Origin of the sequence: Pseudomonas sp. KCJK8993 (genome assembly GCF_046230915.1) — a bacterium.
Taxonomy (GTDB): domain Bacteria; phylum Pseudomonadota; class Gammaproteobacteria; order Pseudomonadales; family Pseudomonadaceae; genus Aquipseudomonas; species Aquipseudomonas piscis.
This window is the reverse complement of the sequence record NZ_JBJJLO010000037.1, coordinates 1-17,750: the sequence shown is the minus strand read 5'-3', so window position 1 is coordinate 17,750 and position 17,750 is coordinate 1. Positions and strand designations below refer to the sequence as shown.

23 protein-coding genes are annotated in these 17,750 nt (G+C 63.3%); 8 read left to right on the top strand and 15 right to left on the bottom strand.

Annotation, left to right across the window (positions count from 1 at the left end):
* Nucleotides 1-8 precede the first annotated feature (8 nt).
* From ACK6AU_RS14205 to tusD, 6 genes are all read right to left on the bottom strand, one after another.
* Entirely contained in the window at nucleotides 9-1,010 is a 1,002-nt protein-coding gene (locus ACK6AU_RS14205) for a glutathione S-transferase family protein (protein ID WP_409299658.1), read from the bottom strand.
* An 88-nt stretch (nucleotides 1,011-1,098) separates the two neighbouring features.
* The gene (locus ACK6AU_RS14200) at nucleotides 1,099-2,100 is read right to left on the bottom strand and encodes a glycosyl transferase family protein (protein WP_409299657.1); all 1,002 of its coding nucleotides are present in this window, start codon (nucleotides 2,098-2,100) and stop codon (nucleotides 1,099-1,101) included.
* Entirely contained in the window at nucleotides 2,097-2,432 is a 336-nt protein-coding gene (locus ACK6AU_RS14195) for a TusE/DsrC/DsvC family sulfur relay protein (protein ID WP_185699024.1), read from the bottom strand. Before ACK6AU_RS14195 ends, ACK6AU_RS14200 begins: the two co-directional genes overlap by 4 nt.
* Nucleotides 2,429-2,725, bottom strand: coding sequence for a sulfurtransferase complex subunit TusB (gene tusB, locus ACK6AU_RS14190; protein WP_185699025.1), 297 nt, complete (start codon nucleotides 2,723-2,725; stop codon nucleotides 2,429-2,431). Before tusB ends, ACK6AU_RS14195 begins: the two co-directional genes overlap by 4 nt.
* A complete protein-coding gene (gene tusC / locus ACK6AU_RS14185) occupies nucleotides 2,725-3,087 on the bottom strand; it encodes a sulfurtransferase complex subunit TusC (RefSeq protein ID WP_185699026.1) in 363 nt (120 codons plus the stop codon). The genes tusB and tusC overlap by 1 nt, the downstream gene beginning before the upstream one ends.
* A gap of 1 nt (nucleotide 3,088) precedes the next feature.
* Entirely contained in the window at nucleotides 3,089-3,481 is a 393-nt protein-coding gene (gene tusD / locus ACK6AU_RS14180) for a sulfurtransferase complex subunit TusD (RefSeq protein ID WP_185699050.1), read from the bottom strand.
* A 173-nt stretch (nucleotides 3,482-3,654) separates the two neighbouring features.
* Between tusD and ACK6AU_RS14175 the strand changes: the two genes are divergently transcribed.
* On the top strand, nucleotides 3,655-4,404 hold the full coding sequence (locus ACK6AU_RS14175) for an SDR family oxidoreductase (protein WP_185699027.1): 750 nt from the start codon (nucleotides 3,655-3,657) through the stop codon (nucleotides 4,402-4,404).
* 12 nt (nucleotides 4,405-4,416) lie between these two features.
* Here the strand turns inward: ACK6AU_RS14175 and ACK6AU_RS14170 are convergent, their stop codons facing one another.
* Genes ACK6AU_RS14170 through ACK6AU_RS14160 form a run of 3 tightly spaced genes read right to left on the bottom strand, consistent with a single transcriptional unit; the run spans nucleotide 4,417 to nucleotide 5,991 of the window.
* Nucleotides 4,417-5,121 (bottom strand): YoaK family protein, encoded by a 705-nt coding sequence (locus ACK6AU_RS14170; RefSeq protein ID WP_409299656.1) that lies wholly within the window; start codon nucleotides 5,119-5,121, stop codon nucleotides 4,417-4,419.
* A gap of 36 nt (nucleotides 5,122-5,157) precedes the next feature.
* Nucleotides 5,158-5,493, bottom strand: a complete 336-nt coding sequence (locus tag ACK6AU_RS14165) for a DUF6388 family protein (RefSeq protein ID WP_409299655.1) — start codon at nucleotides 5,491-5,493, stop codon at nucleotides 5,158-5,160.
* Nucleotides 5,494-5,553: 60 nt separating this feature from the next.
* Nucleotides 5,554-5,991 carry an RDD family protein gene (locus ACK6AU_RS14160; protein WP_185699030.1) on the bottom strand — a complete coding sequence of 146 codons (438 nt, stop codon included), beginning with the start codon at nucleotides 5,989-5,991 and terminating at the stop codon, nucleotides 5,554-5,556.
* Between the two features lie 184 nt (nucleotides 5,992-6,175).
* Between ACK6AU_RS14160 and ACK6AU_RS14155 the strand changes: the two genes are divergently transcribed.
* On the top strand, nucleotides 6,176-6,928 hold the full coding sequence (locus tag ACK6AU_RS14155) for an outer membrane beta-barrel protein (RefSeq protein WP_409299654.1): 753 nt from the start codon (nucleotides 6,176-6,178) through the stop codon (nucleotides 6,926-6,928).
* 71 nt (nucleotides 6,929-6,999) lie between these two features.
* Here the strand turns inward: ACK6AU_RS14155 and ACK6AU_RS14150 are convergent, their stop codons facing one another.
* A complete protein-coding gene (locus ACK6AU_RS14150; RefSeq protein WP_409299653.1) occupies nucleotides 7,000-7,908 on the bottom strand; it encodes a LysR family transcriptional regulator in 909 nt (302 codons plus the stop codon).
* A 123-nt stretch (nucleotides 7,909-8,031) separates the two neighbouring features.
* Here ACK6AU_RS14150 and ACK6AU_RS14145 point away from each other — a divergent pair, with 123 nt between their 5' ends.
* Genes ACK6AU_RS14145 through catA form a run of 3 tightly spaced genes read left to right on the top strand, consistent with a single transcriptional unit; the run spans nucleotide 8,032 to nucleotide 10,462 of the window.
* Nucleotides 8,032-9,180 (top strand): muconate cycloisomerase family protein, encoded by a 1,149-nt coding sequence (locus ACK6AU_RS14145; RefSeq protein ID WP_185699033.1) that lies wholly within the window; start codon nucleotides 8,032-8,034, stop codon nucleotides 9,178-9,180.
* Between the two features lie 10 nt (nucleotides 9,181-9,190).
* Complete coding sequence (gene catC, locus ACK6AU_RS14140) at nucleotides 9,191-9,481, top strand: muconolactone Delta-isomerase (RefSeq protein WP_022639610.1); 291 nt, start codon at nucleotides 9,191-9,193, stop codon at nucleotides 9,479-9,481.
* A gap of 51 nt (nucleotides 9,482-9,532) precedes the next feature.
* Entirely contained in the window at nucleotides 9,533-10,462 is a 930-nt protein-coding gene (catA, locus tag ACK6AU_RS14135) for a catechol 1,2-dioxygenase (RefSeq protein ID WP_409299652.1), read from the top strand.
* A gap of 198 nt (nucleotides 10,463-10,660) precedes the next feature.
* Here catA and ACK6AU_RS14130 read toward each other — a convergent pair whose 3' ends face one another.
* Nucleotides 10,661-11,692, bottom strand: a complete 1,032-nt coding sequence (locus ACK6AU_RS14130) for a hypothetical protein (protein WP_409299651.1) — start codon at nucleotides 11,690-11,692, stop codon at nucleotides 10,661-10,663.
* Nucleotides 11,693-11,989: 297 nt separating this feature from the next.
* Here ACK6AU_RS14130 and ACK6AU_RS14125 point away from each other — a divergent pair, with 297 nt between their 5' ends.
* Together ACK6AU_RS14125 and ACK6AU_RS14120 are read left to right on the top strand one after the other, a co-directional pair.
* The gene (locus tag ACK6AU_RS14125) at nucleotides 11,990-12,718 is read left to right on the top strand and encodes an alanyl-tRNA editing protein (RefSeq protein ID WP_409299650.1); all 729 of its coding nucleotides are present in this window, start codon (nucleotides 11,990-11,992) and stop codon (nucleotides 12,716-12,718) included.
* Nucleotides 12,719-12,724: 6 nt separating this feature from the next.
* A complete protein-coding gene (locus tag ACK6AU_RS14120; protein ID WP_409299649.1) occupies nucleotides 12,725-13,669 on the top strand; it encodes a hypothetical protein in 945 nt (314 codons plus the stop codon).
* A gap of 107 nt (nucleotides 13,670-13,776) precedes the next feature.
* Here the strand turns inward: ACK6AU_RS14120 and ACK6AU_RS14115 are convergent, their stop codons facing one another.
* The 3 genes from ACK6AU_RS14115 to ACK6AU_RS14105 form a co-directional block, all read right to left on the bottom strand.
* Nucleotides 13,777-13,953: a hypothetical protein gene (locus tag ACK6AU_RS14115; RefSeq protein WP_409299648.1), complete on the bottom strand. Its 177-nt coding sequence runs from the start codon at nucleotides 13,951-13,953 to the stop codon at nucleotides 13,777-13,779.
* 146 nt (nucleotides 13,954-14,099) lie between these two features.
* A complete protein-coding gene (locus tag ACK6AU_RS14110) occupies nucleotides 14,100-14,861 on the bottom strand; it encodes an SDR family NAD(P)-dependent oxidoreductase (RefSeq protein WP_409299647.1) in 762 nt (253 codons plus the stop codon).
* A 207-nt stretch (nucleotides 14,862-15,068) separates the two neighbouring features.
* Entirely contained in the window at nucleotides 15,069-15,386 is a 318-nt protein-coding gene (locus ACK6AU_RS14105; RefSeq protein WP_409299646.1) for a PDDEXK nuclease domain-containing protein, read from the bottom strand.
* Nucleotides 15,387-15,568: 182 nt separating this feature from the next.
* Here ACK6AU_RS14105 and ACK6AU_RS14100 point away from each other — a divergent pair, with 182 nt between their 5' ends.
* Complete coding sequence (locus ACK6AU_RS14100; RefSeq protein ID WP_409299645.1) at nucleotides 15,569-16,003, top strand: hypothetical protein; 435 nt, start codon at nucleotides 15,569-15,571, stop codon at nucleotides 16,001-16,003.
* 257 nt (nucleotides 16,004-16,260) lie between these two features.
* On the opposite strand, the gene ACK6AU_RS14095 is transcribed toward ACK6AU_RS14100, so the two are convergent.
* Nucleotides 16,261-17,750, bottom strand: a 1,490-nt coding sequence (locus tag ACK6AU_RS14095) for a TonB-dependent siderophore receptor (RefSeq protein ID WP_409299644.1), incomplete at its 5' end; no start/stop codon positions are given.

Sequence of the window (17,750 nt, the reverse complement as noted above, 5' to 3'; positions counted from 1 at the left end):
GACGGCGCTCAATCCCTGCACCACACTCCACGTCCGTCCAGGCGCTGCCGGTCATGGCTGGCGCCGAAGTCCAGCAATGGCCCCTTGGGCACGATGCCGGTCGGATTGATGGTGGCGTGGCTGGCGTAGTAGTGGTTCTTGATATGGCTGAAGTCCACGGTCCCTTCGACCCCCGGCCACTGGTACAGCTCCCGTAGCCAGTTGGACAGGTTCGGGTAGTCGGCGATACGCCGCAGGTTGCATTTGAAGTGGCCGTGGTACACCGCGTCGAAACGGATCAGCGTGGTGAACAGGCGTACATCCGCTTCGGTCAGGTACTGGCCGGCGAGGTAGCGTTGTCCATCGAGCAAGGCTTCCAGGGCGTCCAGCTCGGTAAACACCTCATCGAAGGCCGTCTCGTAGGCCTGTTGCGACGTGGCGAAGCCGGCGCGGTACACGCCATTGTTCAATGCCGGGTAGATGCGCCCGTTGAGCTGGTCGATGCGCGAGCGCAGGGCTTGCGGGTAGAAGTCCAGGCGATTGCCGGTCAGGTGGTCGAAGGCGCCGTTGAACATGCGGATGATCTCCGCCGATTCATTGCTGACGATGCGCCGCTGCTGCTTGTCCCATAGCAAGGGCACGGTGACGCGACCGGTATAGTCCGGGGTGTCGGCGGTATAGCGCTGGTGCAGGAAATCCAAGCCGTCCAGGCGATCGCCGCTGGAGCCTTGGGAGGGGTCGAAGGTCCAGCCATGCTCGCGCATCAGCCAACTGACCACCGATACTTCCACCAGGCTCTCCAGGCCTTTGAGCTGGCGCAGGATCAGGGTGCGATGGGCCCAGGGGCAGGCCAGGGACACATAGAGGTGGTAACGCCCGGCTTCGGCCGCGAAACCGCCTTCGCCACTGGGTCCTGGCCGGCCATCGGCGGTGACCCAGTGGCGTCGCTGGGCCTGTTCGCGTTGGAAAGACCCGTCCTTGCCGCTGGCGTACCACTGGTCATGCCAGCGTCCTTCGATCAGCAAACCCATGGAATGCTCCTCAGCTGTTATGCGTAGGCGTGCAGTCTATGCCTGGGCGTTCGAAGAAAAAGCGCAAAACCTGGGTGATCAGGATCGATCAGATCGATCTATCGCGGTTATCCCAGTATTGGCGCGCCAGTTCGAAGGCTTGCTCCCGGGGCGTGCCCAGGCCACGCAGGGCCAGGGCCATGGTCGCCAGCAGCGCCAGTTGCGGGTAGCTGTCTTCAACCTCGCCGCGCCATAGCGCCTTGAGATGCTCGGGTTCCAGGCTGGCCGGTTTCACATGGCGTTGCGCCGACAGCGCGGGCCATTCCTCGTCCCAGGCGATGCCCTCGCGGGTGCCATATAGATGGCTGATGGTGTCAGGGTTGATCTCGATCTCGCCACCATCGCCCTTGATCACTATGACGTTGTCCCCCAACAGGCTGGCGGCCTCGCGGTGCACCGCCTGGTAGCCGGGGTGGAAGATGCTCTGCAGGCCGCAACGGGCGCCCAGGGGGTTGAGCTGGCGGGCCAGGGAGTGGATCGGCGAGCGCAGGCCGAGGACGTTGCGCAGGTCGATCATCCGTTGCAGCTGCGGAGCCCAGTCCACCAGGGGGATGAACGCCAGGTTGCCCCGGTCCAGGGCCGCGCCCACCGCTTGCCAGCCACGGCACAGGGGAATGCCCAGGGGCTCCAGCAGTTGTTCGGCATACAGGCGTCCGGCGGTGTGGGCGCCGGCGCCGTGGAGCAGGATACGCACGCCGTTCTGGGCCAGGCATTTGGCTGCCAGCAGGTACCAGGGCAGGTGGCGTTTCTTGCCGGCATAGCTCGGCCAGTCCAGGTCCAGGCTAATGGCCGGGACGTCCAGGCGCTCGCGCAGGGCCTGGGTGAAGCCGGCCAGTTCCTCCGGGCTCTCCTCCTTGTGCCGCAGGAGCATGAGGAAGGCGCCCAGCTGGGTATCCTCGACCTGTTCGTCCAGCAGCATGCCCATGGCTTGCCGGGCTTCTTCCTGGGTCAGGCCGCGGGCACCGCGCTTGCCCTTGCCGAGAATCCGTACGAACTGGGCGAAAGGATGTTCGTCCGGGGTTTGCATGAGCAGTGGGGCATGATCGTTCATAGGCAATTGGTCGGCTTCGGCAGGCCCGCCAGCTTGGCGGCCAGTTTGGCGGGAGTACCCTTGAACAGGCGGTTCAGGTGCAGGCTGTTGCCTTTGTCCGGCCCCAGCTTGAGGGCGGTGTACTTGATCAGCGGACGGGTGGCGGGCGACAGCTGGAACTCCCGGTAGAAAGCCTGGAGCAGCTCGATGATTTCCCAATGCTCCGGGCCCAGTTGCAGTTCCTCGGTGGCCGCCAGGGCCAGGGCCACTTCGGCGGACCAGTCGGCGAGGTCGACCAGGTAGCCGTCCTTGTCCAGTTCGATGGCGCGCCCGCCCAGGGTCAGGGTACTCATAGCCAGGTATTGACCTTGTCATGCTGGATCGACAATTCGACGAACCCCGGATAGTCCACGGCTTCGGCCCAGGCGGGCAGGGCCAGGCCCCGGGCGCGCAGGTCTTCTTCCAGGACATAGAGTTTCAGGCCGTCGCGCGCTTGCAGCTCATTGCCGGGGGCGGTACCGGGTTGCAGGGCATAGGCCGCGTCGCCGCACAGCAGCAACGCATCGGCGCTCCCCAGCAGGCGCAGGCAACTGGCCAGGCGGTCGTCGGTGAAGGGCGAGTGGGACAACACATGCAAGGTCGACATCAGAGGGTAATCACCTGGTCATAGCGGTCGATGATCCCGGCCAGTTCCGGGGTGCTGAGCAGTTGTACGGCATCAAGGCCCAGGGTGCTCGGGTCCAGGCCCCGGGCGTCGAGGCTGCTGCGGCAGGCAAAGACCTCGTCGACACCGAACAGCGACAGCGCCTGCAGGTTGGCAGCCAGGTCCTTCTGGCGCAGGGCCTTGGCCTGTTGGCCGGGCATCAGTTGCAGCACGCCATCGTCGAGAAACAGCAGGCCGATGGGCAGGTCGAAGGCGCCGCCGGCCAAGACGATATCCAGGGCCTCGCGGGCTCCGGGGCCGGACCAGGGTGCCTGGCGACTGACCAGCAGCAGGGACTTGGCCATCTCAGGCTCCTCCAAAACAGATCAGGCGGTCGGCGCTCTGCACCGCGTCATGCAACTGGCCAAGCCCGGAAAGCTCCCAGGGGGCCTCGACGTTCACCGCGGCGCGCTGGTAACGCTGGGCCTCGTCGGCATTCAGCGTGCCCCGGCGCAGGGCGGCGGCGATGCACACCACCGCGTCCAGTCGATGCTGGCGGACGAATTCGCGCCATTCCCGGGGCAGGTCCTGCTCGTCCTGGGGCGTGACGATGCTGTTGACGGCGTTGTATACGCCGTCCTGGTAGAAAAACAGCCGGACGATTTCATGCCCGCCCGCCAGCGCCGCCTGGGCGAACAGCAGGGCGCGGCGCGAAGAGGGCGCATGGGCGGCGGAGAACAGGGCGATGGCGAACTTCATGACGGCCTCGATGGATAACTCGGCGGCCATGATAAAGCTTTCTCCGGGGATCGGCTAAACCCGTTTCGGCCGGCTGCCGGGGTGGGACATATCGGGAAAAGCTTTACCCCAGCCCCCCCCTCATGATGTGGATAGACTCGCGCCTTCAATCGACCTGGTACAAGGAGCAAGGGATGACTGGCTTGAATTCGGCGGTAGCCGTGGTAACAGGCGCAGGGCGCGGGTTGGGGGCGGCGCTGGCCATCAGCCTGGCGGACCAGGGCTGCAAATTGATTCTCTGCGGGCGCAACCCGCAGGCACTGGCGCAAGTCGCCGCCACCATCGAGCAGCGCACCGGGCGCACTGCCGAGCCAGTGGTGGTGGACCTGGCCGACAGCGACAGCGTCAAGGCGGCCCTGGCCGAGATCCATGTGCGCCAGCCCCAGGTGGATATCCTGATCAACAACGGTGCCATGTGGCTGGAGTCCAGCGAGCAACCCCATAGCGTTGCCGAAGTCACCGGGGTGATCGACGCGGCCCTGAGTGGCACCTTCCTCCTGACCCAGGGCCTGCTGCCGGCGCTCAAGGCCTCCAGCCGCCCGGATATCGTCACCATCGGCTCCATCAGCGGCCTGCCCAATGCACCCCTGCACAGCGTGTCGCTGCCGTTCTATGCGGCCAAGCATGGACAACTGGCCCTGGCCGACGGCCTGCGCCAGGTCCTGCGGGGTACGCCGGTTCGCTCGTTGTGCGTGCATCCGCCCTACCTGGAGGATATCTCGCCCCTGGATGAGGCCTGGGAGCAGGTGCCGGAGCGGCGCAAGGGCGATTCTGGGACCAACCGCGATGTGGTGGAGGCGGTGATCTTCGCGCTCACTCGGCCACGGCATGTGAGCTTGTCGTCCATCGTCATCGATACCGACAACGGTGGCCTGTTCAGCTGATCGCGCCTCTTGTCAGCGGGTCTTGTAGCCCAGTTGCCAGCGGCGTGGACTCTCCAGCGACGCCGCCCCCGGCAGCACCCCGAACGCCCTGCGTGCATACAGTGCCTTGAGCCCCAGGTGATGTTCCAGCAGTGCCCCCAGCACCGCCCCGGCGAACATTCCCGTCCAGGGCACCAGTTGTACCCGCCAGCCGTTGCGCCGTTCCCCCAGCAGCCAGCGGCCCAGGCCCCGCCCGAAGCGCGACAGGGCGCCGGTGACATAGGTCAGGCCGATGGGCAGGCCATTCACTTCTTCCACCACGGCATTGAGCATGCCCATGGCGGCGATTGCCGTCAGCAGGGCCGGCAGTTGTTGCTCCACGGGCCAGGCGGCACTGGCACAGAGCAATGCGCCGATGCCCAGCAGCAAGGGCAGGGCGCGATGCCCGGTCAGGCGACTGACCACCACGCCCAGGGCGTTGCCAACGATGAAGGCCGCCACCAGGAGCAGCAGGTGTAGCACCAGGCCCGCCTCGCCAGCGCTGATGGCCACTGCCATGCGCGTGGTGTTGCCGCTCATGAAGGACACGAAATCACCGGTGGCCATGAAACCGATGGCGTCGGTCATCCCGGCCAGTACCGAGAGACACGCCACCAGCCCGAGGCCGATCCGCCCGCGCCATTTTTGCGTGTGCTGCAGGGCTGCGTTGGCGGCGTGAGTGGAAGTCGAAGGCAACATCGGCGGTTCTCCTGTACCGGGACAGTGGGGCGCAGTTCAAGGCCGCGGGTCGAGGTGATGCAGGATGCAATATTCGTCCCACGGCATGCCGGCCATTTGCGCCACCTCCTTGTGTACTTCAAGGCGTTGAGCGTGGAATTCCTCCGGGCTGTCGGTGGTCAGTTGCAGGCTCAGTTCCCAGGCGAACAGCCCCAGGCGCTCGGCTGCGGCCTCGAAGGCCTCGTGCAGGCGCTCGGCGCGATATTGCGCCGGGGTTTCGCCCCGGGCCCGGGCTTGCAGTGGGTTGAGGCTGTCCAGTTGCTCCCGCAAAGCGGGGCGTTGTTCGAGGAACTTGGCCAGGGCCTGTTCATGGGGATGTTGCTCGCTGGTCATGCAGACTCCTGAAAAAACGCCATGCCAAGGCGCGACATGGGCTGCGCTGCCGGCGGATGCTCAAGGCGCGGCCAGCCGGGTGGCCAGTAGACCGCGCAGTCGCGCCAGGTCCTTGCGCGGGATGACATAGGTGCGCGCCAGGCGGTCGCCGATGCGCTGGCAGCGGCTGGACTCGCAGCAGATCAGCAGGGTCGCGGGGCTGATGGCGGCTTCCAATGGCCGGGTGATCGAGCGGATCAATACCTGTGGCAGCGAGGGTGGCTGGCCGATGCCATTGATCACCTGCAGGCCGCAAAGAGCCTTGCCGGCGGTGCAGCCACGCCACAGGTATTCGCTGAGGGGAAAATACACACACCAGATGGCCCATAGCGCCAGCTCCGAATAGTTGAGGCTGTCCACCAGCCGACACAGGGCGAACCACAGCAGCAGTACCAGCACGCCGTCGGCGAGGTAGGCCAGAATGCGCCGGATGATCAGGCCGGCTCTCGATACTTCCATGCATTGCCCCAAGACTACGCTCTGTATTGAACGGCCTATTGTACGACCTAAAGCCCCCACAGGTGGCGAGGCGCTACAGGGGTGTGAAAAAAACGTGAAAAATAAATAGAACCTTTTGCTTTGCGTTTCCCTCGAAAAGGCTCCTGCAGCATTTGCCTTTCTCAAACAGGGAGATTCACACACGATGTCAAAGGTATTCGCAACCCTTCTGGCCAGCACCTCTGCCGCCACCTTGCTGGCACTTTCCAGCAATGCCATGGCCGCACCGAACACCGGGCCGATTTCCACCCTGGGGATTCTCGGCAGCTACAACGACTTCAAGCTCGAAGGCGGTAGCCAGAGCGACAAGGAACACCTGGGCGAGGGTGGAGTGTTCTACAACTTCGGCAACAAGATGACCGCCGAGTCCGGCCTGATCTACCAGGCCGGGATCGAAGCCAAGTTCGGCAAGAAGAACGACAACAAGCTCAAGGAAGGCCAGGCCGACCTCGACCTGGGTTGGCGCGCCGCCCTGGATGCGCGCAACTTCGTCGATGTGCTGGTGGGCGGTGGCTACACCTGGACCCGCTACGAGCCGGACACCGGCGACTACGACATGAAACTCACCAACAAGTCACCCTTCGCCAAGGCGGCCCTGGGTTATAACCACCAGTTCGACGACGTGACCATGCGCGTGGAGCTGGGGGCCCGTCACACTATCGATGGCCGGGCGCGCTTGAAGGTGGATGATGTCGGCAGCGACACCGTGGACCTGAAGAACCGCACCAACCCCTATGCCGAAGTCAATTTCCTGATGAACCAGAACGGTTCGTTGCCGGTGATGGCCGGGGTCTACTACACCCACACCGAATACAAGCTGGACGAGGATACGCCGGTGGCCGACAACACCAAGCTCAAGCGTGACGAGTACGGCTTCAAGGTCGGCCTGACCTTCTAAGGGCGGCAGCCCGCCTCAAGCCGCGACAGAACCGCCGGCCCCGTCCTTCGATGGGGCCGGCGGTTGTGCTTTCAGCTGAGCGTGGATGGCTCGCGCCCGATCTCTGCCCGCAACTGGGCGATCAGGTGCAGGCAGTGGGTGAGCCCTGGCGAGGGTTCGCCGATCCGGCGGCTGAGAATGATCGGCGAGGTGGCCTCGGTTTCCAGCAGCGGGCAAAAGCCGATGTCGTCGCGGTGCAGCACCTGTACCGAGGCCGGCACCAAGGTGATGCCGATGCCGGCGCCCACCAGGCCGATGGCGGTCTGCAATTCGTTGGTCCACTGGGCGATCTTCAGGTTCAGGCCCCGGGCATTGAACAGTGCGATCACATGGTCGGCGTAGCTCGGCCGTGGGTTGGCCGGGTACAGCACGAAGGGCTCCTGCGCCAGTCGTTCAAGGCTCACCGGCTGCCCCAGCAGCGGATGCCCGGCGGGCAGGGCGACCACCAAGGGGTCTTCGGTCAACACCTTCTGCACGATGGCCGGGTCATCGATAGGGATGCGTCCGAAACCGATATCGATGCGCCCGGCCTTCAAGGCTTCCACCTGTTGCAAGGTGGTCATTTCCGAGAGACCCAGCTCCAGCTCCAGGGTCTCGTTGCTGCGTAGCCGGCGAATCAACTGCGGCAGCACGCCATACAGGGTCGAAGGGGCGAAACCGATGCCCAGCCAGGTCTTGTGCCCCAGGCCGATGCGCCGGGTGTTGTCGCACACCTTGCCCAACTGCTCCAGCACCCGGTTGGAATGCTCGTAGAAAAACCGTCCGGCGGCGGTCAGGCGCAGTGGCCGGCCACGCTCCAGCAGCAGTACCCCCAGCTCGTCTTCCAACTGCTGGATCTGCCGGCTCAGGGGCGGTTGGGCGATGTGCAGGCGCTCGGCGGCCCGGGTGAAATTCAGGGTTTCCCCCAGCACCTGGAAATAGCGCAGATGACGCAGTTCCATGATTCCTCCTTGGTGGCCTGGCATACCTATTAGGTATCAAGCAAGACCAATTCTATATTGGAACCCCGTAAAAAGCCGGGACAGAATCGCTGACAGAACCTCAAGAACCTGACGGGTATGGACATGCACGCTTCCGCCATTGAATCGATCGAAACGATCATCGTCGATCTGCCGACCATCCGCCCGCACAAGCTGGCCATGCACACCATGCAGAACCAGACCCTGGTGCTGATCCGCCTGCGCTGCGCCGATGGCATCGAGGGCCTGGGGGAAGCCACCACCATCGGGGGCCTGGCCTATGGCAACGAAAGCCCGGATAGCATCAAGACCAACATCGATCGCTTCTTCACGCCACTGCTGGTCGGCCAGGACGCCAGCAATATCAACGCCGCCATGTTGCGCCTGGAGCAGGGCATCCGTGGCAATACCTTCGCTAAATCCGCTATCGAGACAGCGCTGCTCGATGCCCAGGGCAAGCGCCTCGGCCTGCCGGTCAGCGAGTTGCTGGGGGGCCGGGTGCGCGACGCCTTGCCGGTGGCCTGGACCCTGGCCAGCGGCGATACCGCCAAGGACATCGCCGAGGCCGAGAAGATGCTCGAGCTGCGCCGCCATCGGATCTTCAAGTTGAAGATCGGCGCCGGCGAGGTACGACGCGACCTAGCCCACGTGATCGCCATCAAGCAGGCCCTGGGGGAACGCGCCAGCGTGCGGGTCGACGTCAACCAGGCCTGGGACGAGGCCGTGGCCCTGCGTGCCTGCCGGATCCTGGGCGACAACGGCATCGACCTGATCGAGCAGCCCATCTCGCGCAACAACCGCGCCGGCCTGGTGCGCCTGAATGCCAGCAGCCCGGCGCCGATCATGGCCGACGAATCCATCGAGTGCGTGGAAGACGCCTTCAACCTGGCCCGCGAAGGCGCGGCCTCGGTATTTGCCTTGAAGATCGCCAAGAACGGCGGCCCTCGGGCCGTCCTGCGCACTGCCGCCATCGCTGAAGCGGCGGGTATCGGCCTCTACGGCGGGACCATGCTCGAAGGCGGCATCGGTACCCTGGCCTCGGCCCATGCCTTCCTGACCCTGGGCAAGCTGGCCTGGGATACCGAGCTGTTCGGCCCATTGCTGCTGACCGAGGACATCCTCGCCGAGCCGCCGCTGTATCGCGACTTCCAGCTGCATGTATCGACGGCCCCGGGCCTGGGCCTGAGCCTGGACGAGGAGCGCCTGGCGTACTTCCGCCGCGACAAGACCACCCCCGTGCTGCACCACGCCTGAGGAGGGCTGCATGCTATTCCACGTCAAGATGACCGTGAACCTGCCGGTCGATATGAATCCCGAGCGCGCCGCGCAACTCAAGGCCGACGAGAAAGCCCTGGCCCAGCGCCTGCAAGCCGCGGGCAAGTGGCGCCACTTGTGGCGCATCGCCGGGTTGTACGCCAACTACAGCGTGTTCGATGTCGACAGCGTGCAGGAATTGCACGACACCCTGATGCAATTACCGCTGTACCCGTACATGGCCATCGAAGTCGATGCCATGTGCAGGCATCCTTCGTCCATTCATGAGGATGACCGCTGAGTCCGTGCCAGCCCGTTCACCACTCTAATAAGTACAAGATGAGGATCGATCATGAACGTCAGGATTTCCCACACCGCCAGCGCCCAGAAGTTCCTCGAGGAAGCCAGCGGCCAGTTCACCGAAGGCGGCAACCCACGGGCCAAGGCCCTCATGCACCGCATCCTGCGGGACACGGTGAACATCATCGAAGACCTGCAGGTGACCCCCGAGGAGTTCTGGAAGGCGATCAACTACCTCAACGTCCTGGGGGCCCGCCAGGAAGCCGGGCTGCTGGCGGCCGGCCTGGGCCTGGAGCATTACCTGGACCTGCTGATGGATGCCGCCGATGAGCAGGCCGGCAAGACCGGTGGTACCCCGCGCACCATCGAAGGCCCGCTGTACGTGGCTGGCGCGCCCCTGAGCCAGGGCGAGGCGCGGCTGGACGATGGCAGCGATCCCGGCGTCGTGCTGTTCATGCAGGGCCAGGTCCGCGATACCGCCGGCCAGCCGCTGGCCGGCGCCATCGTCGATGTCTGGCATGCCAACACCGGCGGCACCTATTCCTACTTCGACGGCAGCCAGTCGGAATTCAACCTGCGCCGGCGCATCGTCACCGATGCCGAGGGCCGCTATCGCTTTCGCAGCATCGTACCGTCGGGCTATGGCTGCCCGCCGGATGGCCCGACCCAGCAACTGCTGGACCAACTGGGGCGCCATGGCCAGCGTCCGGCGCATATCCACTTCTTCATCAGCGCAGACGATCATCGCCACCTGACCACCCAGATCAACCTGGATGGCGACCAGTACCTGCACGACGATTTCGCCTACGCCACCCGCGACGAGCTGATCGCCCAGATCACCTTCAGCGAAGACCAGGCCCGGGCCAGGGAGCTGGGCGTCAGCGGGCGCTTCGCCGAAATCCACTTCGACTTCACCCTGCAATCCTCGGCCCAGCCTGAGGAACAGCAGCGTCACGAGCGAGTCCGCGCCCTGGAGGCTTGAGCCGAGCTTGCCGCACCGAGCCGCGGGAGCTTCTGGCCTGCGGCTTTTGCCGTCCGGTTCAGGGCCATTGCTTCGGACCTGGCTCTGCAACCTCGAGGATCCGGCGCACCTGACGGACTCCGCCGCTTACACAACACCCAGCACCTCGCCCGCCTGCCGGATGTTCCTGCCAGCAGGTGGCTGGCTCGGTGAGCGCTACTAAGGCAAGCGCAAATTCGGCAGTGCCGCCTTGCCCTGGGCCGTCAGCACCGGCGCCAACTGGTCCCAGGTGAAGCTCAGCTCATTGTCGCAACCGTCACCGTAGGCGGGCGTCGAGAGCTGCAAACCCAGGGTGTTGAAACTCAAGTCGTAGGTCGAGTAGCTGCTGACGGCCGGGCAGCCTTCGTCCACGGTGGTCTGTTTCTCCAGCCAGGTGGCGAAGCCGGGCGCCAGCTTCACCTGGCCGGAGTAGGCGTCGTGCCACTGCTGGCGTCCGCCCACCCAGGTCCAGGGATCGACGGGCTCGCCCGTCTTCAGGTTCCAGCTGTGCAGGCCCCAACTGATGCCGTTGCGACCGGTGCCGGCGGTCCAGCGATAGAATCTGACGGTGATCCACTGCGACGACCAGTACTGGGGCTCGACGCTGATTTCGCTGGTGTAGCCGGAGCCGTTACGCCCCAGGTACTCGCGGCGCTCGCTGAAGAACTCCTCCTGGCTGTCGGGGCTGATGGCCAGGCGTTCCAGCTGTTGATTGATCTTCTTCAGCGCCGGGGCATCGCCTTCCAGCCTGAGACTGACCTGGGCGCCCTGTGTCCTGAGCTGATAGCGGTGTCCAGCGAATTCTTTGCTCTGTACCTTGACCGGCAACGGCGCGGCCTCCAGCGGCGCGTTATAGGCATCGCTGCCACAGCCCTCGGTGCTGGTGCGCGTCAGTGCCAGAGGCAATGGCGTGTCGCCCGGGGCCTTGCTCCATGCGCCGCTCAGGCGGCTGCCCTGGGGCGCGTCGAGCTGCCAATACCCGGTCTGGCCGTCTTCGATCCAGGGCTCGCCGGCCTGTGCCTGGGTCAGCTGGATCGGCGTGACGAAACGCTGATAGTAGTAGCTGCCGTTGCTATTGGGAGCCGCGTTGAAGCAGGCGGTAATCGAGTGCTTCCCCAGTGTGCCTTTCCAGACTCCGGCAAGGTCGGTGGAGGCGGCGCCGGCGTAGGCAGAAGCACCGGTCAGGGCCAGGATGGCGAGGGGTTTGAGCATGGGGCGGACTTCCAGTTGTCTGACAGGGGGGCATCATAACGGATGGGCGGGTACTGATTGTTTTACTGTCATATCAACCGCTTGGTTCGGCGGCGCAGCATTGGTCGGGAGCGATTCCTGTCGTCCGATCTATTAATCTACTGAAAGAAAAATAACGCTATTTGTTGAATTGACGGGTGGTGGGTGGTACAAAATCCACCGCACTAAAGGCCGAGGCTCACCCCCAGGGCGGTAGGCGAGAGCGGGGTTGCCAATGCAACCCCATGAACGGATAACCCCCAGGCACTCGAGGCCAACATGGACGAAACGCTCCCCCTGTTCCATCACGAACCCTATCTCAGGCACGTGGAGTGTCGTATCGAGCGGCTTGAGCGCGACGATTCGGGTCAGCCTTTTGCACTGCTCGACGCAACGGTTTTCTATCCCCAGGGCGGCGGGCAACTGGGCGACCGAGGGTCGCTGCACATCGTCGGCCAGGCGGCAGGTGATGCCCAGCAGGTGCTGGAGGTGATCACCACCCGGAAGAAGGATTGGCAGATCCGCCATTACCTGGGCATCGACGACCAGGCGTTCGAGCGCCTGCAGCAATGCCTGAGCGGTGCAGGGGCCGTCGCTACCCTGGCCTGGCCGTTGCGCTACCAGCAGATGCGTATCCATTCGGCAATGCACCTGATGCATTGCATGCTCGAGCGAACCCTTGGGCATTCCCTGCCACACCCGGTCCGTTCGCCCTTGAGTGACGAAGGTGGGGAAAATCAATATGAATTCGTCGACGAGTTCGATGACCCAAGCTTGCAGCGGGCAACCGATGCCTTGAACGCGTTCTGTGCTGCGGGTCATGCAATAACGACGCAAGCCGACGCCGACCAAGGTCCGGGATACCGTTGGTGGCGATGCGGACAATGGTCGATCCCCTGTGGGGGCGTGCATGTCGCTAATACGCAAGAAATAGGACGGGTGGCTGCCACTATGAAGGTCAGGAAAAACACCACCCGAGTGGCGCTCACTCTATTCGCGGAGTCTTGATAGTCGATGCAGAACAAACAAGCCTTCGGTGCGTTCCTGAACCAGTTACGCATCGAAAGAGGCCACCTGAAGATTTCCACTTTTCTGGACGATGTGAGCCTTCCGTTTTCCGCCAACTACTACCGTGATGTCGAGTCGGGAAGAAAGCACCTGAGCATCGACGCCGTGGTCGAATTGCACGACTGTCTTGGCCTCGATCCGGCCAGTAAATCGAGCTTCGATTACTACTGGCACTACTTCCGCGACCTGTTGCCTGCCCAGGTGCATGAAATGCTGTTCGGCAAGGGCGTGGAGGTCACGGACCTGCCGGCCCGGCTGGAGTTGCGCGAGCACGATTCGAGAATCTTGCGCCGCGCCTTGAGCTTGAGCCGCTACGAGCGCGAATTCATCGTGACCCAGGAGATCATCGCGGCGTTCAACGAGCAGTTCGAACTGCTGCCGTTGATGACCTATCTGTACATGGTGGACAGCGCCTCGGTAGCCGAGGTCCGCTTGGTCTGCCAGCAGCTGGGCCTTGCCTATGATCAGCGAACCGAAGCGTTCCTGGCCCTGGTCGCCAAGGAGCGCAGCACCCCGCAGGCGCCCTTCGTGCGGCATGCGCCCACGCTGAGGATGCCAAGGACGGCCGAGGCCCTGGCGCTCAAGGACCGCTTCCTGCGCGCCGAGATCGATCGTTCATTGTCCAAGCCGGAGCAAAGCGAATATTTCGATGTGTCCGGGTCGTTCAAGTACAGCTCGATGGTGACGCTCAGGGACGCGGAGATCGAACAGATCCAGGACCGCCTGGTCGAGCTGTTCTCGCTGATAGAAGTGCACAACAAATCCGCGGGGCAGCTGGAAGATCCCGGTGCCCAACCCTACTTCTTCGGGCTGGTGGTGTCGGGTCGTCCGGAGTATGACGGGCGGGCGGGGCGGCCGAAGAACAAGCCCAAGGGCGCAAGCCAAGCATGATGGCGGCTGCAGCTTTGCGGTTGTGCTGAAGAGGCGCTGCCTGAGGCCGCGAGGTAGCCCGGGCCGGAACCCGGCCACCGGCTTGGCAGGAGAACACCAGGGCGGCGCTATGGCCTGTCCTGGGCAATGGCATAGGGCAGATCGACCGACGGAGCATCCGGCAGCTGGCGCAAGGATTTCACCATCAGGTAACCGACGATCTGCGCCGAACTCAGCTCGATATGCAGCATCCCTTCACCCAGCTGGAATGGGTGCAGAGGTTTAGTGTGGTGTACATCAATCATCCCCTCCACATCTGCAACATGGGTTTGGCTGAAGTTAAAACCACACGCCTCACACTGAAGCGTCCCCTGTTGCTTCAGGGCCTTGGGGCGAGTCGGTGAAACAGAGTGACTCGTCTACTCACCTGCTACACCGGAGCACGCTCGACCTAGGTCAGATTCAACCCGCCGTCTGAGAGCAGTATCTCGCCGGTCAAGTAGTCCGACTCGACCAGCATCACAACAGCTTTTGCGATGTCGTCTGGGCTAGCGGCCCTGCGCATAGGGGCGCGAGTTCGCCAAAGCTCTTGGGCCCCCGTCCATTCTGCGGTCATCGGTGTGTCGACCAAGCCAGGCGCCACAGCGTTTACGCGAACATCTGGCCCCAGCGATAACGCGAGCAAGCGGGTCATGTGATTAAGTGCGGCTTTGCTGACCGCATAGGGAATCGATGCGCCTTTAGGACGGATACCGGCATGGGAACTAATGTTGACGACGCAACCTGCTCGACGGTAACGGGCGGCATCGCGCAATGCCGACTCGGCCAATGCGACGAGGTGGAACGGCGCCACTACATTCACCTCGTTAAGTTCGTGCCACACCGTCGAGTTGGCCGAAGCAAGGTCGCCGTGGGGAATGACTCTGCTGATACCGGCGTTATTGACCAGTACGTCGAGCTGCCCCCATGCGGCGATCGCCTCGTTAACCAGCCTGACCCTGTCAGCCTCGACCGCAAGATCAGCTTGCACGTAAATAGCCTGCTTCATTTCGCCAGCCATAGCGCGTCCCCTATCCGCAGAGCTTCGCGAATGGATCACCACCGCATAGCCTGCCTGGCTCAGTACACGTGCAATGGCTGCGCCGATACCGGAAGTGGATCCTGTAACCAAGGCGACACGTAATACGTTATCGATTGTCGGATTGGGGGGCATATGGATTTCTCTAATGGGTTGCTAGAAAGCCAGCACCGGAGCACTAAGCGAGCCATGTCGGCTTCAGGCGGTCACGATGGGCATTCAAATCAGGTTGGCGCTTACCAGGTAAACCGTTGCGGTGAAGGGGATACCGGTTCAGGGCAAGAACGAACTCGTCGCTTCTCCAGGCACGGTTGGATTGATTGGGGAAGGTGCAGGGGGGCACTATCCGTAGGTTTCCCGATTCGCTGTACGAAACAGCGTAAGAGGCCGTAAGGGTATTCTTTTCCCTACTCGTTTGGGAGGTTGTCGACCAACCAAGGCAAAACCTGCTCCGAATTCCAGTAGAAACCGCGTGACATGCTGTACCAGGGCATGTTCGATATCGCGCTCGTTTGCCTCTCGGTTGACGTCGAGCAAGTCGAATACATGAGGGGCTTTCAGTACCTGCTGGGCCAGGTCCGGGTTGGAGGCTGGCAGTTGGGTTGAGAAGTTGGCTTGTGCCATGCCTTCACGCGCCAGCAAGCGAGTTTCGGTGTGCATGCCCAGTGCACTTCGGGCCGTAATCAACGGCTCGTTGGGCGTAGGCTAGGCGTTCTTGTGGAGCTTTCAGCTTGGTGATCAGCAGCAGAGTGTGGCCCTATGGAAATTGTCCAACAGCCTGTTGGACAATTTCAGAATCGGGCCAGGCCTCGGCAAAGCCGCGTCACCTGCAACACCTCCTTTTGCGCCTGACCCCAGTGCTCTTGCTCGGCCTCGGGCTCATCACCTCCACCGCCCAAGCCAACCCCACTGCCACCTACCGCGGCACCCTCGGCGATACCCCGGTGGAACTGGCGCTCACCTACGACTCCCAATACGGCGGCGGTATGTCCGGCTATAGGTTTTCCGAGTCCGAGCGCCTGCCGATGGCGTTGGAATCCACGCCTTTCCATCCCGGTCCTGGGCTCTTGATCAACATCATGGACAACCCGACCCTGCCTGCGGCGGTGGTGTCGTTGCAGCCGTTCGCCGAGGGTGCTGATTCGTTGCTGGGCAGCCTGGTGGATACCTTGCAGTTGCAGGGTGAGGGGGAGCAACTGCGGGTTGTTTTCAAGGGCTGCAAGCTCCCGGGGTTTCGCTGGAACGAGGGCGGTGGGAGCTTTGCGCCGTTGCCTTGAGGCCCGTTCGCTTGCGTTCTTGGGCGTCGGGGCGGTGTCGATAGTTTCGATATTTATGCTGGCGAGGGCGGTCTTGCAACCGCCGTCTGTGCAGTGATGCGCAAGACGCTGCACATCGTATTTGGCGTGCTCAAGTCGGGCCATCCTGATGACCCGAAATTGGCGCTTGCCCGGTAACGGGCAAGACGCTGTCTACAGGGGCCCGCTTTGTGTGGCCGCTGCCGCAGGCTGCGCACGCCTCGGGACGAGGCGCGGGCTCAGAAATTGATCGAGGCGCTCAGGCGTGCGCTCAGCGGCGCGCCCTGGAACAGGTAGTCGTCGCCCAGGTACTCGCCGACGTCACGCCAGTAGCGCTTGTCGAACAGGTTGTCCACGGTCAGGCGGAACACCGTTTCATGCCCGTCGATGCGGGTGCTGTAGCGGCTGCCGATATTGAAGATCGCGTAGCTGCCGGCGCTGACGTTGCCCGTGCGATCGGCGTACTTGCTGGCGCTGTATTGCATCCCGCCCAGCAGGGCCAGGCCGTCGAGCCAGGGCAGGGCGTAGTCGCCCTGGAGGCTGGCCCGCAGGCGCGGCACGTTGAGGGCCTGGTGGCCTTCGTAGGCCGGGGTGCCGGTGCCTTCGACCCGCGCGCGGATCGCCGCAACGCTGGCGGCGATCTGCAAGCGCTGGGTGGCCCAGCCATTGGCCGAGAGTTCCAGGCCGGTGTTCTTTTGCTGGCCTTGCTGGATATAAGTGAACTGGCCATCGCCGTCCGGGCGCGCGTACTGGTAGGCCTGGCGCATCTGGAACAACGCAGCGGTGAAGCTCATGCGCTGCCAGTCGTACTTGACCCCGGTCTCGATCTGCCGCGATACGGTGGGGGCTAGGGTGGTGCCGCTATTGCGTGTGGAAAAAGGCGCCTGCCCACCCAGGGACAGACCCTTGCCGTACTGGGTGTAGAGCGACAGGTTGGCCACCGGCTTGTAGATCAGCGCCGCCTGGGGCAGGAACATGTAGCGCTGGGTATGGCGTTCACGCGCGCCATCCTTGTCGAAGCTTTCTTCATCCAGGCGCACTTCACGCCCACCCAGAACGGTCTGCCATTGCTCGTTGAAACTGATGCGGTCGCTGAAGAACAGGCCGTATTGGCGACTGTCCAGACGTTTGTGGGAGTCGTTGAGGGCCCCAGCGTAGCGGCGGAGGGTATCGGGTTCGCTATTGATATTGCCGCTGTCGAACGATTCGTTGATAGGTTCACGTCGATCTACCACTCGGCGGAACGCGCTGGTGCCCAGGCTCAGCTCATGCCCCAGTCCTCCTGCATCGAAACGACCATTGAGCACTGCCTGGATTTCATCGTTGCGACGGGTGTCGTCGGGGCTACGGAAATCGTAGATATCGTAGTTGCCTTCCGGGCTGAAAAAATTAGGCACTGCGATATCAGAGCAACTGGTGGATTTGTAGCACCCCCACGCAAACGAGCTGTAGTCATCGATCACCACCCGGCTACGCGAGGCGCTCAAGTTGCCTTTCCAGTCGTCGTTGAAGCTGTACTCGAAGTTGCCGCTGATGTTCAGCGATTCGTTGGTCACCGGTTTCGAGCCGCTCTGGTGGGCCAGCAGCTTCTTCGGCGAGGCGTGGTGCGGCAGCGCCGACCCGCCCAGCAGCTGGTAGCCAGGGGCCGAGCGCTGCTCCTTGTTCTGGTATTCGATGTCCAGTTGCAGCAGGGCATTGGGGCTGATGTGCCAGTCGAAGGCCAGGGAGG